Here is a 15024-nt window from a genome sequence, read left to right on the forward strand (position 1 = left end):
GGGTCGGGTCGGGTGGGTCGGGTCGGGTGGGCCGGGTGGGCCGGGCCGGGTCGGCCGGGTCGGGTCGGGTCGGCCGGGCCGGGTCGGCCGGGCCGGGTCGGGTCGGGTGCGCCGCGTCGGGCCGTGTCGGGAAGATCCCGGGCCCCGCCCCCGTTAGTAGAAACGTGAACGATTCGGTGGTGGCAGCGGGTGACGTGGTCGGGACGGGTGCGGAGGCCGTGCGCGCCGTGGACGTCGTGGTCGTGGGGGCCGGGCAGGCGGGGCTCTCCGCCGCCTTCCACCTGCGCCGCGTCGGACTCGAACCGGACCGGGACTTCGTCGTCCTCGACCACGCGCCGCTTCCGGGCGGGGCCTGGCAGTTCCGCTGGCCGTCACTCACCTACGGGAAGGTGCACGGGATGCACTCCCTGCCGGGCAGGGAGCTGACCGGGGCCGATCCCGCCCGGCCCTCCTCCGAGGTGATCGGCGCCTACTTCGACGCCTACGAGCGGGAGTTCGCCCTGCGCGTGCACCGGCCCGTGGACGTGACCGCCGTGCGGGAGGGCGAGGGAGGGCGGCTGCGGGTGGAGACCTCGGAGGGGGTGTACGCCACCGGGGCGCTGATCAACGCCACCGGCACCTGGGACCGGCCGTTCTGGCCCCGCTACCCCGGCCAGGAGACCTTCCGGGGGCTTCAGCTGCACACCGTGCGGTACCCGGGGCCGGAGGCGTTCGCCGGCCGGCGGGTGATCGTGGTGGGCGGCGGCGCGTCGGCCACCCAGCACCTGCTGGAGATCGCCGAGCACGCCGCCGGAACGACGTGGGTGACCCGGCGCGAGCCGGTCTTCCGCGAGGGCCCCTTCGGCGAGGCCGAGGGCCGCGCGGCCGTCGCGCTGGTCGAGGAGCGGGTACGGCAGGGGCTGCCGCCGCGCAGCGTGGTCTCCGTGACCGGGCTGCCGCTGAACGACGCCATCCGCGCGGGGATCGCCGACGGCGTGCTGGACCGGCAGCCGATGTTCGAACGGATCACGCCGACCGGGGCCGTCTGGGCGGACGGCCGCACGGTCGACGCGGACGTGATCCTGTGGGCGACCGGCTTCCGGCCGGCCATCGACCACCTGGCCCCGCTGCGGCTGCGGGGTCCGGGCGGCGGCATCCAGGTGGAGGGAACCCGCGCCGTCCTGGACGAGCGCGTCCACCTGGTGGGTTACGGCCCCTCGGCCTCGACGATCGGCGCCAACCGGGCCGGGCGCGCCGCGGTGAACGAGATCCGCCGGCTCCTGGCGCGCCACGAGGAGGAGCGCCGCGAGGAGCAGCTCGGCGAGGAGCGTGACGCGGAGCGTGACGAGGGGCCGGTACGCGAGCCGGTCACGGTCTGAGCGAACCGTCGCGCGGCCGCCACTCCCCCCGCGGCGCGTACCGCGGTCCCGTCTCCGGCACGCACCGCGTCCCCGCCTCCGGCCCGTATCGCAGCCCCTCCTCCCAGGAGACGCCGCTCCGGGCGAGGAGGACCTGGGTGAGGACGTCGTGCGCGAGGGCGAAATGCCGCTCGTCCGGATGGGTGGTCAGCCGGATCTCGACCCAGGCTTCGTCGAAGGCCGCCCCGGTCATCCGGGCCAGTCGTCTGGCCTGCCAGGAGGTGATGGGTGACCAGATCCAGCGACGTCGTCTGAGCTGCTTCATGTGCTGCCCAACGAGCCGGACGCGCTCGCGATACCGCACAAACCGGTCGATACCTACCCCTCTCGCTGCTGCCTCCGGCGCTCGTTGAACTCGGCCACGTTCGCCTGGTGCTCGGCGTAGTCGGCGGTGAAGCGGGTGTCGCCGGGGGCCACCGTGACGAAGTAGAGCCAGTCGCCGGACGGCGGGTGGAGGGCGGCGGTCATGGCCTGTTCCCCGGGGTTGCCGATGGGGGTCGGCGGGAGCCCCTTGCGCGCGTAGGTGTTGTACGGGCTGCCGATCCGGGTGTCGTCGAGGGTGGTGTCGACGGTGCTGCGCCCCAGGGCGTAGTTGAGGGTCGAGTCCATCTGGAGCGGCATGTCCCGGGCGAGGCGGTTGTGGACGACGCGGGCCACCTTCCCCATGTCGTCGGGGGTGTCCGCCTCGGCCTGGGCGATGCTCGCGACGATCAGGGCCTGGTGGACGGTGAGGCCCTGGGCGCGGGCGGCCTCGGCGGTGGCCGGGGTGCCGAAGCGGCGGCCGGCGACGCCGACCATGTAGCGGAGGAGGCCCTCGGCGGTGGTGCCGTCGGGGAGCGGATAGGTGGCGGGGAAGAGGTAGCCCTCCGGGTTGCCGCCGGCCTCGGCCGGCAGGCCGAGCGCGGCGGCGGGGGCGGTGGCGGCCCTGCGGGTGGTGCCGTCCGGCAGGGCGAGGACGCGGTCCACGGCCTCGTACACCTGGGTGGAGCGCCAGCCCTCGGGGACGAGGAGGGTGGGCGGCGCGGGCGGGGCGGCGGGCCTGTCGCGCGGGAGGAGGAGCAGCAGGGGGACGGCGGTCGCGACGGCGAGGGCGAGCAGGGCGCCGGCGAGGACGGCGAACCGGCCGCGGCGGGTGAGCCGGGGGCGACGGCGGGGTGCGTACGGGGAGGGGGGCCGGTACGGCATGGCGGCACCGTAACCCGGTGGGGCGGGGATTCCGGGGAGCCCGCACACGGCGGCGCCGCCGGTCCCCTGGGACGGGGGACCGGCGGCGCCGGGAGCTGCGAGCGTCAGACGAGCCAGCCCAGGAAGTGGACGACGCCGGCGAGCAGGTTGGTGATGACGTTCATGGTGGGACTTCTCCTCGTACAGGTGTTTCGTGGGACAGCGCAGTCGCGGTCTGCAGCCCGTCGCTTGCGCACCGTAATCATCCGACGCCGTACGGGAGTTGGGCAACGAATCCGAAGACGATCACACGTTCGTGGGAACAACCGCTCCCACGTTCGCCTGTTCGTCCCGGCGGACCAGGGCGGCGTACGCGCCGTCCGCGGCCATCAGCTCCTCATGGGTGCCGCTCTCCGCGATCCGGCCCGCCTCCAGGACGACGATCCGGTCGGCGTCGCGGACGGTGGAGAGGCGGTGGGCGATGGTGATCGTCGTGCGCCCGGCGGACAGGGCGTCGATGGCCTGCTGGACCGCGTGCTCGGTGCGGGTGTCGAGGGCGCTGGTCGCCTCGTCGAGGATGAGCACCGGCGGGTCGCGCAGGATCGTGCGGGCGATGGCCAGGCGCTGCTTCTCGCCGCCGGAGAAGCGGTAGCCCCGCTCGCCGACCAGGGTGTCGTAGCCGTCGGGCAGCGAGGCGATGTGGTCGTGGATCTGGGCGGCCCGGGCGGCGGCCTCGATCTCCGCGTCGGTGGCGTCGGGCCGGGCGAAGCGCAGGTTGTCCGCGACGGAGGCGTGGAAGAGGTACGTCTCCTGGGAGACGACGCCGATCGCGCCGGCGAGGGTGTCGAAGCCGAGGTCGCGGACGTCGACGCCGTCCAGCGTGACCCGGCCCTCGGTCACGTCGTAGAGCCGCGGCACCAGATAGCTGAGCGTGGACTTGCCGGAGCCGGTGGGGCCGACGACGGCGAGGCTGCCCCCGGCGGGCACCGTGAGGTCGATGCAGTCGAGCGTGGGGCGGTCGGCGCGCTCGGGGTCGTAGTGGAAGCGGACCTTCTCGAAGCCGATCTCGCCGCGGACCGCGCCGATGCGGACGGGCTCCTCGGGCTCGGTGATGTCCACCGGGAGGTCGAGGTACTCGAAGATGCGCTGGAAGAGCGCGAGCGAGGTCTGGATCTGGACGCCGGTGGAGAGCAGGCTCACGGTGGGCCGGAAGAGGCCCTGCTGGAGCGAGACGAAGGCGACCAGGGTGCCGAGCGATATCGCGGCGCCGCCGGCCTGCACGGCGAAGCCGGCCGCCCAGTACAGCAGGGCGGGCATGGCGGCCATGACGATCCCGATGACGGACATCCGCCAGCGTCCGGCCATGGAGGAGCGCACTTCGAGGTCGACGAGGCGCTCGGACTCCCGGGCGAAGGACTCGGTGAGCGAGTCGGCGCTGCCCATGGTGCGGCCGAGCAGGATGCCGCTGACGGAGAGCGACTCGGTGACGGTCGCCGCCATGGCGGCCATCTGCTTCTGCCGCTGGGTGGTGATCCGCTTCCGCTCGTCGCCGACCCGCCGGCTGATCCACACGAAGACCGGGAGCAGCAGGAGGGAGAAGACGGTGAGCCGCCAGTCGAGGGCGAGCATCGCGACCACGGTGGCGACGACCGCGGTGAGGTTGGAGACCAGCGACGTCGCCGTGGAGGTGACGGTGGCCTGCATGCCGCCGATGTCGTTGGCGATCCGGGACTGGACCTCTCCGGTCCTGGTCCGGGTGAAGAAGGCCAGCGGCATCCGCTGGAGCCGGCCGTAGACGGCCGTGCGCAGGTCGTGCATGACGCGCTGGCCGACCGTGGTGGAGATCAGCGTCTGGAGCACGCCGAAGACACCGGTCAGCACGGCGGTGGCGATCATGCCGAGGGCGAGCAGGCTGAGCAGCCCGGTGCGCCCCTCGGGGATCGCGGTGTCGAGGATCTCCTTGAGGAGGAACGGGGAGGCGACCGACACCAGCGAGGCGGCGGCGACCAGCAGGCCGACGAGCGCGAGGCGAGCGCGGTAGGGACGGAAGAGGCCGAGGATGCGCCGCAGCTGGGCGGGCTCCTTCGGCTGCGCGGGATCGCGCGGCGGGGGTGTCCAGGAGGACTCGTCGTGGGGGCGCATGGGCTCCTTCGGGGGTTCGCGTACACGAGGATGCGCTTCGGACTGTAGCTCACTCTTACCTATGTTCACAATGAGCATGGTCCTGATATCGTTCCCGCATGACCTCCCCTGCCCTGTCCGCCCCCGACCCCGACGGGCTCCTCGCCGAGCAGCTGCTCCGGCTCACCCGCCGGCTCCACCGCATCCAGAAGCGCCACCTGGAGCCGGTCGGCATCACCCCGGCCCAGTCCCGGCTGCTGCGCGTGGTCGCGCACTACGGCGACACCCCGCCCCGGATGGCCGACCTCGCCGCCCGCCTCGAGGTGGTGCCCCGCGCGGTGACCAGCCTGGTCGACGGCCTGGAGGCGGCCGGGCGGGTGCGCAGGGTGCCCGATCCGGCCAGCCGCCGGGTGATCCGGATCGAGCTCACCGACGAGGGCCGCGCCACGCTGCGGGAGCTGCGCAGCGCGCGCCGGGCGGCCGCAGAGGACATCCTGGCTCCATTGACCGTCGAACAGCGCGAGGTGCTGGGAGGTCTGCTGACCGCCCTGGCCGGGCCCGTCCCGGAGAGCGGCTGCTGACGCCGCCGGCGCCCGCGCCGAGGGGAGCCGTGCCATGCCGCTGCTGGAACCGAACCCGCGGGCCCTCCGCCCGGGCCGGAAGCGGACCCCGGCTCCGGACCGGGTCCCGGACCTCCAGGCGCGGGGCACCCCGCGGCGGCTGCGCGAGGACCTCGCGGCGCTGATCGGGCCGGAGAAGGTGCTCTCGCGCGTCTCCGACCTGGTGGCGTACGCCTCCGACGCCAGCCCGTACCGGTTCCTGCCGCAGGTGGTGGTCGTCGCGGAGGACGTCGACGACATCTCGGCCGTGCTGTCCTACGCCCACGGCAAGGGCCGCGAGGTGGTCTTCCGGGCCGCCGGGACCAGTCTCAACGGCCAGGCGCAGGGCGAGGACATCCTCGTCGACGTCCGCCGCCACTGGGCCGGCGTCGAGGTCCTGGACGGCGGAGCCCGGGCCCGCATCCGCCCCGGCACCACCGTCGTCCGGGCCAACGCGGCCCTCGCCCCGTACGGCCGGGTGCTCGGCCCCGACCCGGCCAGCGCGGTCGCCTGCACCCTCGGCGGGGTCGTCGCCAACAACGCCTCCGGCATGACCGCGGGGACCACCCGGAACGCGTACCGGACCGTCTCGTCGCTGACCTTCGTCCTGCCGAGCGGCACCGTCGTCGACACCGCCGACCCGGCCGCCGACGAGGAGCTGGCCCGCGCCGAGCCCCGGCTCTGCGCGGGGCTGCTCGCCCTCAAGGCCGAGATCGAGGCCGACCCGGAGCTCACGGCCCGGATCCGCGCCAAGTACGAGATCAAGAACACCAACGGCTACCGGCTCGACGCCTTCCTCGACGGCGCCTCCCCGGTGCAGATCCTGCGCGGTCTGATGGTCGGCTCCGAGGGCACCCTCGGCTTCCTCTCCGAGATCGTCTTCGACACCCTCCCGCTCGACCGGCTCGTCTCCACGGCCCTGCTCTTCTTCCCCTCCCTGCCCGCCGCCGCGGCGGCCGTCCCCCGCTTCAACCAGGCGGGGGCGCTCGCCGTCGAGCTGATGGACGGCAACACCCTGCGGGCCTCGGTGAGCGTGCCCGGCGTCCCGGCCGACTGGGCGGAGCTGCCCAAGGACACCACGGCCCTGCTCGTCGAGTTCCGGGCCCCGGACGAGCCCGCGCTCGCCGCGTACGAGCGGGCGGCCGGCGAGGTCCTGGCCGGACTCGACCTGGTCGCCCCGGTCCCGTCGGCCGTCAACGCCTTCACCCGGGACGCCGCCGTCATCGGCCGCCACTGGAAGGCCCGCAAGGCGTTCGTGACCGCCGTCGGCGGCTCCCGCCCCTCCGGTACGACCCTGATCACCGAGGACTTCGCGGTGCCCCCGCCCCGGCTCGCCGAGGCGTGCGCCGAACTGCTCGACCTGCAGGCCCGGCACGGCTTCGACGCGGCCGTCGCCGGCCACGCCGCCCACGGCAACCTGCACTTCCTCCTCGCCTTCGACGCCGCCGACCCGACCGACGTGGAGCGGTACGCCTCCTTCATGGACGACTTCTGCAAGCTCACCGTCGAACGCTTCGACGGCTCCCTGAAGGCCGAGCACGCCACCGGACGCAACATCGCGCCCTTCCTGGAGCTGGAGTGGGGCCCGAAGGCGACCGACCTCATGTGGCGGACCAAGGAGCTCATCGACCCGGACGGGGTGCTGGCCCCCCGGATCGTCCTCGACCGGGACCCCCAGGCCCATCTGCGCGGCCTGAAGACCATCCCGACGGTCGAGCGGACCGCCGACCCGTGCATCGAGTGCGGCTTCTGCGAACCGACCTGCCCCAGCCACGACCTGACGACCACCCCGCGCCAGCGGATCGTGCTGCGCCGGGAGATGCTGCGGCAGGCCGACGGCTCCCCCGTCGAACAGCGGCTCCTGGAGGCGTACGGCTACGACGCCGTCGACACCTGCGCCGGGGACTCCACCTGTCGGCTGGCCTGCCCCGTCGGCATCGACACCGGCGCGCTGATGAAGGACTTCCGGCACGCCCGGCACTCCCCCCGCGAGGAGCGGATCGCCGCCCTCGCCGCCCGGCGCTTCCGCGCGGTGGAGAGCTCCGCGCGGCTCGCCGTGGCCGCCGCCGACCGGATGGGCGACGGCTTCCTGGAGCGGGTGACCGGCCTCGCCCGCAAGGCGGTCCGGCCCGACCTCGTACCGGAGTGGCTGCCCGAGATCCCGGGCGCGGCGGCCCGCCGGCTGCCCCGCACCCACCGCCCGGCGGCCACCGCCGTCTACTACCCGGCCTGCGTCAACCGCGTCTTCGGCAACCCCGACGGCGTCGAGGGCCCCTCCCTGCCCGAGGCCGTCGTCACGGTCTCGGCCCGGGCGGGCCGGCCCGTGTGGATCCCCGACGACGTCGCCGGCACCTGCTGCGCCACCATCTGGCACTCCAAGGGGTACGAGGCGGGCAACGAGGTGATGGCCAACCGGATCGTCGAGGCCGCCTGGGGCTGGACCGCGGGCGGCCGCCTCCCGCTGGTCGTGGACGCCTCCTCGTGCACCCTCGGCATCGCCCACGAGGTCGTCCCCCACCTCACCGACGACAACCGCGCGCTGCACGCCGAACTGACCGTCGTGGACTCCCTGGTGTGGGCCGCCGACGAACTCCTCCCCCTGCTCGACGCCCGCCGCAGGGTCGACTCGGCGGTGGTGCACCCCACCTGCTCGATGCGGCACCTCGGCGACGCGGACAAGCTCACCGAGATCGCGGAGTTCTGCGCCGAGGAGGTCGTCGTGCCGGTCGACGCCGGCTGCTGCGCCTTCGCCGGCGACCGGGGCATGCTCCACCCCGAACTGACCGCCTCGGCCACCGCCCGCGAGGCCGCGGAGGTCACCGCCCGCCCCTTCGACGCCCACCTCTCCGCCAACCGGATGTGCGAGATCGGCATGGACCGCGCCACCGGCCGCCGCTACGTCTCCGCGCTGCTCGCCCTGGAACGGGCCACCCGTCCCTGACCGCCGCAGCTGTCCGGAAACCGCTCCCCCCGGCGGGTGAACCGCCCGCCGGCCGGTGCTCCGCGGACCAGGCTGGGTAACACCTCCCCTTCCGTGTCGTCACTCGGACGGGGGACACACCACCGTGACCGCTGAACAGACCACCGACACCACGGCGCCGGGCCCGGACCCGGCGCCGGATCCGCATCCGGCGGCGCCGCCCGCCGAGGAGTACCGCTTCCAGGGCGGCAAGCTCACCGCCATCGGAGACAGACCCACCTCGCCGTGGGTGATGGCCCGCCGGCTGCCGCAGCTCGTCCGCAGGGGGCTCGCGCTCGGCTGGCGGGTGGACCGCAGGGCCGTCACCCTGCTCCTCTCCTGCCAGGCCCTGTCGGCCGTCCTGGAGGCCACCGGACTCGTCGCCACCGGCGCCACCCTCACCTCGCTCGTCGCCCCCGGCGACATCCGGGACCGGCTCGTCGAGGCGCTCCCCGCGATCACCCTGATCGCCGCCGCCGTGGGGCTGCGGGCCGTGCTCGGCATCGTGATCTCCGACGTCTCCTCGCGCCTCTCGCCTCGGATCTCCCGCGAGGCCGAGCTGGAGATGCTGCACGCGGCCGCGAACGCCGAGCTCACCGCCTACGACCACCCCGGCTTCAACGACAAGTGGGACCACGCCGACCGGGGCGCCGACGTCGCCAAGGACCTCATCACCGAGTCGCAGATGCTGATGTCCTGCCTCGCCTCGATCATCGCCGCGGCCGGCGTCGTCGCCGTCCTCCACCCGGTGCTGCTGCCGCTGCTCGTGCTCGCCGTGCTCCCGCAGGCGCTGGCCCGGATGAAGGGCGCGCACCTCCAGTGGGAGAGCAGCCGGGCCGTCTCCGCCGAACGCCGCACCCTGGGCCATCTGCGCTGGTACATCGCGGACCGGCAGATCGCCGACCAGCTCCGCTCCGGCACCATGTTCGGCTTCCTCCTCGGCCGCTACCGGGAGATCGGGGCCCGTGTGGACGCCGTCACCGACCGGTCCATCCACCGCGGTTCGCGCTGGGCGATGGCCGGTTCGGCGGCCGGCGGCGTCGCCTCGGCGGTGATGTGGGGCGCGCTGGTGCTGCTGCTCGCCTCCGGGCGGATGACGCTGGCGTCGGCGGGCACCGCGGTCTTCGCCCTCCAGACGGTGGGCAACAACCTCTACGGGATCGTCGGCTACGGCACCCGGATCTTCCGCACCGGCCTGTACGTCGACGACTGGGCCGACTTCATCGCCGAGGCGGGCGGCCACCGGCTGGACCGGGGCACCGTCGTCCCCGGCCCGCCGAAGACCGTCCGCGCCGAACGGCTCTGCTACCGCTACCCGGACGCCGACGGGCCCGCGCTCACCGATGTCACGCTGGAGGTGCGGGCCGGCGAGATCGTCGCCCTGGTCGGCGAGAACGGCTCCGGCAAGACCACCCTCTCCCGGCTGCTCACCGGCCTGTACCTGCCGACGGAGGGCACGGTGAGCTGGGACGGGCGGGACGTGCGGGAGCTGGACGCGTACGCCATGTGGCGGCACACGGCGGTCGTCCCGCAGGTCTTCGCGCACTGGCCGCTGTCCGCCGAGGAGAACGTGACGCTGGGCCAGCCGCACGGCGGGCACCGGGCGCTGGCGCGGGCCGCCGAACGGTCGGGCGCGGCCGAGGTGGTGGACGGGCTGCGCAGCGGCTGGGGGACGCTGCTGGCGCGGGAGTGGTTCGGCGGGGTCGAGCTGTCCGGCGGGCAGTGGCAGCGGATCGCGATCGCCCGGGCGTTCTACCGGCCGGGGGTGCTCGTCCTCGACGAGCCGACGAGCGCGCTGGACGCCCGGGCCGAGCACCGCATCTTCGCCGGGCTGCGGGAGATCGCCGAGGGGCGGCCCGTGGTGCTGGTGACCCACCGGCTGGCGAACGTGGCCGTGGCCGACCGGATCGTCGTCCTCGGCCACGGCCGGATCGTGCAGGAGGGCACCTTCGACGAACTCGCGGCCGCCCCGGGGCTGTTCCGGGAGCTGCTGGAGCTCCAGAACGACCGGGGCGTGCCCGGACCGCGGCAGCCGGGGGAACCGCCGCGGCAGGGGTGACGGGGCGTCGGGGCGGGGCCGGAGGGCCCGCTTCGTACCGCCGCAGCCGGAAATTCCGTTGCCGCGGGCCCCGGCGGGGGGCGAACCTGGCACGGATCCCGCATCCCGGGGTCCGTACCCACGGGGTCCCTCGACGGGCCCTCGCCGAGGCACGCCCGCGTGCGCCCGGCTCACCCCCCTGTCCGCCCCCGAGCACCCCTGGGGACGTCATGCAGATCCATCAACTCCCCTACGCCGACCCGGGGGTGCCCGACGTCCGGTCGGGCAGCCGGTTCCTGGTCTGGCTCGCGCGGATGCAGCTCGGCGGTCAGGTGCGGTCGCTGCTGTGGGGGCTGCTGCTCCAGCTGTGCATCGCCGGACTGCCGGTCGGCGTCGGTCTCGCCGTGCAGGCGGTCGTCGACCGGGACGGCGGCGGGCTCGCGCTCGGCTGCGGGGTGGTCGTGGCGCTCGGCGCCGGGATCGCCGTCGGCGACACGATGCTGCACCGCACCGCCGTCACCAACTGGATCACCGCCGCCGCGCGGGTCCAGCAGCTGCTGGCCCGCAGGACCGCCGAGCTCGGCTCGCTGCTGACCCGGCGGGTCGCCGCCGGAGAGGTCGTCGCCGTCTCCACGGGTGACGTCGAGAAGATCGGCTGGTTCGTGGAGGCGTTCTCCCGCTTCGCCGCCGCCGTCCTCACCCTGCTGGTCGTCTGCGTCGGCCTCGTCGTGTACGAGCCGGCGCTCGGCGTCGTCGTCGCCGTGGGCGTCCCGGCGCTCGCGCTGGCCGCGCTGCCGCTGCTGCCGCGCGCGACCCGGCGGGCCGACGAGCAGCGCGAGAAGGCCGGCAAGGCCACCGAGCTCGCCTCGGACACGGTCGCCGGACTGCGCGTGCTGCGCGGCATCGGCGGCGAGGAGCTGTTCCTCGGCCGGTACCGGGCCGCCTCGCAGGAGGTCCGCCGGGCGGCCGTGCGCAGCGCCCGGATGTGGGCGCTGATCGCCGCCGTCCAGGTGCTCCTTCCGGGGCTGCTGCTCATCGCCGTGGTGGCGTACGGGGCGGGCCTCGCGCTCGACGGCCGGATCTCGGTCGGCGCGCTGGTCACCGTCTACGGCGCGGTGGCGCTCACCCACCATCCGCTGCGGAACGTGGAGGAGATCGCCATGGCGTACGCCTTCTCCCGGCCGTCCGCGAAGCGCGCGGCGCGCGTGCTCGCGCTGAGCCGGGTGACCGAGCCGGCCGGGGACACCCGGGACCGGAAGGCGTCGGGCGACCTGTACGACCCGGTGACCGGGCTCATCGCCCCCGCCGGGCTGCTGACCGCCGTGGTGTGCGGGGACCCGGACGCGGCGGGCCGGCTCGCGGACCGGCTCGGCGGCCACCCGGCCGAGCCGGGCGACGACCACGTCTCCGTACGGCTCGGCGGGGTGCCGCTGGACGAGCTGTCGCTGGACGCGGCGCGGACGGCCGTCCTCGTCCAGGACAAGGAGCCGGTGCTGCTGTCGGGCACCCTCCACGAGCTGCTCGACGTGCCGTCGTCCGGCGCCGTCCGGGCGGCGGACGCGCTCGCCGCCGCGCAGTGCGGCGACGTGCTCGACGCGCTCGCGCAGGCGTCGGTGGACGCCGACGGCGACCCGATGCGGACCCGGATCACCGAGCGGGGCCGCTCGCTCTCCGGTGGCCAGCGCCAGCGCCTCGCGCTCGCCCGGTCCCTGGTGGCCGATCCCGAGGTGCTCGTCCTCGACGAGCCGACCTCGGCGGTCGACTCGCACACCGAGTCCCGGGTCGCGGCGGGCGTGCGCAAGCTGCGCGCGGGTGCGACCACCGTCGTGCTGGCCTCGTCGCCGCTGCTCCTGGACCTGGCGGACCGGGTGGTCCTGGTCCACGAGGGCCGGGCCGTCGCCCACGGCACCCACCGCGAGCTGCTGGCCGCCGAACCCCGCTACCGGGCGGTCGTCACCCGGGAGACGGACGACGAACTCACCGCGGCGGTGGCCGCCGGACGTGACGCACTGGAAGGGGAAACCGCATGATCGGCCTGGCGCCGCCCGCGTACGACCCGGCGGCCCCGACGACCGCCACCACCCTGCCCGTCGCCGCCGGCGCGACCGTCCGGGCCTACGTCGCCGGGCTGCTGCGCCGGCACCGCGCGGCCTTCGCGCTGCTCGTCGGAGTGAACGCGGTCGCCGTGATCGCGTCGATGGCCGGGCCGTACGTCCTCGGGCAGGTGGTGGACCGGCTGGCCGAAGGCGCCCGGGAGCTCCAGCTGGGACGCGCGGTCGCGGTGTTCGCCGTCGCGCTCGTGGTGCAGACGGTGTTCGTGCGGCTGGTCCGGCTGCGCGGGGCGATGCTCGGCGAGGAGATGCTGGCCGACCTGCGGGAGGACTTCCTGGTCCGCGCGGTCGGCCTGCCGCCGGGCGTCCTGGAGCGGGCCGGCACCGGCGACCTGCTCTCCCGCATCACCACCGACGTGGACCGGCTGGCCAACGCGATGCGGGAGGCCGTGCCGCAGCTCGTCATCGGCGTGGTGTGGGCGGGACTGCTGATCGGCGGGCTCGCCTTCACGGCGCCGCCGCTCGCCCTGGCCGTGGTGATCGCCGCGCCGCTGCTGATCGCCGGCTGCCGCTGGTACTTCAAGCGGGCGCCCTCGGCCTACCGCTCCGAGGCCGCCGGGTACGCGGCGGTGGCGGCCGCGCTCGCCGAGACCGTCGACGCGGGCCGCACGGTCGAGTCGCACCGGCTCGGCGCCCGCCGGGTGGCGCTCTCGGACCGGCGGATCCACGAGTGGACGCGCTGGGAGAGGTACACGCTCTACCTGCGGGCGGTGCTCTTCCCGGTCGTCAACCTGACGCACACGGCGGTGCTCTGCGGGGTCCTCGCCATCGGCGGGTTCTGCGTCCTCCGCGGCTGGATGGACGTCGGGCAGCTGACGACGGGCGCGCTGCTCGCGCAGATGCTGGTGGACCCGATCGGGGTCGTGCTGCGCTGGTACGACGAGCTCCAGGTGGCGCAGGTGTCGCTGGCCCGGCTGGTAGGCGTGCGGGACATCGAGCCGGAGCCCGGCGACGGGTCGGTGCGGCCCGACGGGCGGGACGTCGAGGCGGCCGGGGTGCGCTTCGGGTACCGGGAGGGCGTGGACGTGCTGCACGACGTGTCGCTCGCGGTGGCGCCGGGCACCCGGCTCGCGCTGGTCGGCCCCTCCGGGGCGGGCAAGTCGACGCTGGGCCGGCTCCTGGCGGGCATCTACGGTCCGCGCGCCGGGGCGGTCACGCTCGGCGGGGCCGAGCTGGCCCGGATGCCGGCCGAGCGGGTCCGCGAGCACGTGGCGCTGGTCAACCAGGAGCACCACGTCTTCGTCGGCACCCTCCGCGACAACCTGCTGCTCGCCCGCCCGGAGGCCGGGGACCCGGAGCTGTGGTCGGCGCTGGCGGCGGTGGACGCGGAGGGCTGGGCGCGCGGGCTCGACGCGGGCCTCGACACCGAGGTCGGCTCGGGCGGCCGGACGCTGACCCCGGCGCAGGCCCAGCAGATCGCGCTGGCCCGGCTGGTCCTGGCCGATCCGCACACGCTGGTCCTGGACGAGGCGACCTCGCTGCTCGACCCGCGCGCGGCCCGTCATCTGGAGCGCTCGCTCGGCCGGGTCCTCGACGGCCGGACGGTGGTGGCGATCGCGCACCGCCTGCACACCGCCCATGACGCCGATCTGATCGCGGTGGTCGAGGACGGCCGGATCAGCGAGCTGGGCAGTCACCACGAGCTGGTCGCCGCCGACGGCGCGTACGCGGCGCTGTGGCGGTCCTGGCACGGCTAGGGACGGTGCGCACGCACGGCGAAGAGGGGCCGCACCGGAACGTGTCCGGTGCGGCCCCTCTTCTCGCGCGGTGTCCGGCTAGAGGAAGCCGAGCGCCGACGCCCCGCCGACGCCGCCGAGCAGCATGAAGGCCGGCATGAGGACCTTCAGCTCGACCCAGCTGCCGGCCCGGAAGCGCATGCCCCTGGGCGGGCCGATCGGGTACCAGCGCTTGCGGCCGATGGGGATCGGCCAGAGGATCGGGCAGCCGGAGACGGTGAGCGCGTCGCCGATGTCGTGGACGAGGGCGCCGAGGACGATCGGCAGGCCCAGCCACAGGTACTCCTGGCCGGGGCCGGTGAAGAGCCAGTCCGAGCCGTTGCCCGGCTGGTCGAGGACGCCGGCGAGGATCCACGCGCTGGTCGCGCCGAGCAGCCACACCAGGATGTCGCTGGACATCCGGGCGGCCCGCCACAGCAGGCCCTCGACGGCGAGGACGAGGTGGACGAAGAGGATCGCGAGGACCGCCCAGCGGCCGCCGGTGACGGCCGCGACCGAGCAGCCGCCGCCGATCAGGACGGCCCACAGCCAGGTGTGGGTGAGGGTGCGGTGGCCGCCGGAGCGGCGCGGGTCCTGGGGGCTGCGGGTCGCCTTGTAGACGGCGTACGACAGCTTGTCGACGATCTCGCACAGGCCCCGGGAGACGGGGCCGAAGGCGCGCGAGATGGTCGCCGACTTGTGGTCCAGGTCGGGGGCGAGGGCCGCGCCCGCGCACAGCAGCGCGCCGACGAGCAGCACCGGCCAGGGCATCGGGTGGTCGAAGGCGGCCGCGGCGGCTCCCACGCCCAGCCAGGCCGCCGCTCCGGACAGCGAGTGCGCCGGTCCCATCATGGTCGGTGTAGCCCCGTTTCTCCCCTGCCGGCGCCGAGTTGACGACCGGTCGACGGAGCAGCCTATCG

The 15024-nt window shown here is 74.9% G+C and carries 11 protein-coding genes; 6 read left to right on the plus strand and 5 right to left on the minus strand.

Annotated elements, in window-relative coordinates; all coding sequences use genetic code 11:
• The first annotated feature begins 218 nt into the window (after positions 1 to 218).
• The gene (locus tag IF73_RS0112295; RefSeq protein WP_051716728.1) at positions 219 to 1358 is read left to right on the plus strand and encodes an NAD(P)-binding domain-containing protein; all 1140 of its coding nucleotides are present in this window, start codon (positions 219 to 221) and stop codon (positions 1356 to 1358) included.
• Here IF73_RS0112295 and IF73_RS0112300 read toward each other — a convergent pair.
• From IF73_RS0112300 to IF73_RS0112310, 4 genes are all read right to left on the minus strand, one after another.
• The gene (locus IF73_RS0112300) at positions 1348 to 1662 is read right to left on the minus strand and encodes a hypothetical protein (protein WP_158821996.1); all 315 of its coding nucleotides are present in this window, start codon (positions 1660 to 1662) and stop codon (positions 1348 to 1350) included. The genes IF73_RS0112295 and IF73_RS0112300 overlap by 11 nt on opposite strands.
• Before the next feature lie 53 nt (positions 1663 to 1715).
• Positions 1716 to 2582 carry an endolytic transglycosylase MltG gene (gene mltG / locus IF73_RS0112305; protein ID WP_031006654.1) on the minus strand — a complete coding sequence of 289 codons (867 nt, stop codon included), beginning with the start codon at positions 2580 to 2582 and terminating at the stop codon, positions 1716 to 1718.
• 104 nt (positions 2583 to 2686) lie between these two features.
• On the minus strand, positions 2687 to 2818 hold the full coding sequence (locus IF73_RS42575; RefSeq protein ID WP_267883577.1) for a hypothetical protein: 132 nt from the start codon (positions 2816 to 2818) through the stop codon (positions 2687 to 2689).
• Between the two features lie 49 nt (positions 2819 to 2867).
• Positions 2868 to 4703: an ABC transporter ATP-binding protein gene (locus tag IF73_RS0112310; protein ID WP_031006655.1), complete on the minus strand. Its 1836-nt coding sequence runs from the start codon at positions 4701 to 4703 to the stop codon at positions 2868 to 2870.
• 113 nt (positions 4704 to 4816) lie between these two features.
• Between IF73_RS0112310 and IF73_RS0112315 the strand changes: the two genes are divergently transcribed.
• From IF73_RS0112315 to IF73_RS0112335, 5 genes are all read left to right on the plus strand, one after another.
• Positions 4817 to 5263, plus strand: coding sequence for a MarR family winged helix-turn-helix transcriptional regulator (locus tag IF73_RS0112315; protein ID WP_031006656.1), 447 nt, complete (start codon positions 4817 to 4819; stop codon positions 5261 to 5263).
• Positions 5264 to 5297: 34 nt separating this feature from the next.
• Positions 5298 to 8222, plus strand: coding sequence for an FAD-binding and (Fe-S)-binding domain-containing protein (locus IF73_RS0112320; RefSeq protein ID WP_031006657.1), 2925 nt, complete (start codon positions 5298 to 5300; stop codon positions 8220 to 8222).
• Positions 8223 to 8346: 124 nt separating this feature from the next.
• Positions 8347 to 10299 carry an ABC transporter ATP-binding protein gene (locus tag IF73_RS0112325; protein ID WP_234338218.1) on the plus strand — a complete coding sequence of 651 codons (1953 nt, stop codon included), beginning with the start codon at positions 8347 to 8349 and terminating at the stop codon, positions 10297 to 10299.
• A gap of 209 nt (positions 10300 to 10508) precedes the next feature.
• Positions 10509 to 12308 (plus strand): ABC transporter transmembrane domain-containing protein, encoded by a 1800-nt coding sequence (locus IF73_RS0112330; RefSeq protein WP_031006660.1) that lies wholly within the window; start codon positions 10509 to 10511, stop codon positions 12306 to 12308.
• Positions 12305 to 14086, plus strand: coding sequence for an ABC transporter ATP-binding protein (locus IF73_RS0112335; RefSeq protein WP_031006661.1), 1782 nt, complete (start codon positions 12305 to 12307; stop codon positions 14084 to 14086). The genes IF73_RS0112330 and IF73_RS0112335 overlap by 4 nt, the downstream gene beginning before the upstream one ends.
• 78 nt (positions 14087 to 14164) lie before the next feature.
• Here the strand turns inward: IF73_RS0112335 and IF73_RS0112340 are convergent, their stop codons facing one another.
• Positions 14165 to 14956: a metal-dependent hydrolase gene (locus tag IF73_RS0112340; protein WP_031006663.1), complete on the minus strand. Its 792-nt coding sequence runs from the start codon at positions 14954 to 14956 to the stop codon at positions 14165 to 14167.
• Positions 14957 to 15024: the final 68 nt, after the last annotated feature.

The sequence above is a fragment of the Streptomyces sp. NRRL F-5727 genome, assembly GCF_000719555.1.
Taxonomy (GTDB): Bacteria; Actinomycetota; Actinomycetes; order Streptomycetales; family Streptomycetaceae; genus Streptomyces.

What these genes read in the sequence shown, in the direction of transcription:
- IF73_RS0112300 (WP_158821996.1), bottom strand. Translation starts at nt 1,662, where the DNA reads ATGAAGCAGCTCAGACGACGTCGCTGGATCTGGTCACCCATCACCTCC.
- mltG (WP_031006654.1), bottom strand. Translation starts at nt 2,582, where the DNA reads ATGCCGTACCGGCCCCCCTCCCCGTACGCACCCCGCCGTCGCCCCCGG.
- IF73_RS0112310 (WP_031006655.1), bottom strand. Translation starts at nt 4,703, where the DNA reads ATGCGCCCCCACGACGAGTCCTCCTGGACACCCCCGCCGCGCGATCCC.
- IF73_RS0112320 (WP_031006657.1), top strand. Translation starts at nt 5,298, where the DNA reads ATGCCGCTGCTGGAACCGAACCCGCGGGCCCTCCGCCCGGGCCGGAAG.
- IF73_RS0112330 (WP_031006660.1), top strand. Translation starts at nt 10,509, where the DNA reads ATGCAGATCCATCAACTCCCCTACGCCGACCCGGGGGTGCCCGACGTC.
- IF73_RS0112335 (WP_031006661.1), top strand. Translation starts at nt 12,305, where the DNA reads ATGATCGGCCTGGCGCCGCCCGCGTACGACCCGGCGGCCCCGACGACC.
- IF73_RS0112340 (WP_031006663.1), bottom strand. Translation starts at nt 14,956, where the DNA reads ATGATGGGACCGGCGCACTCGCTGTCCGGAGCGGCGGCCTGGCTGGGC.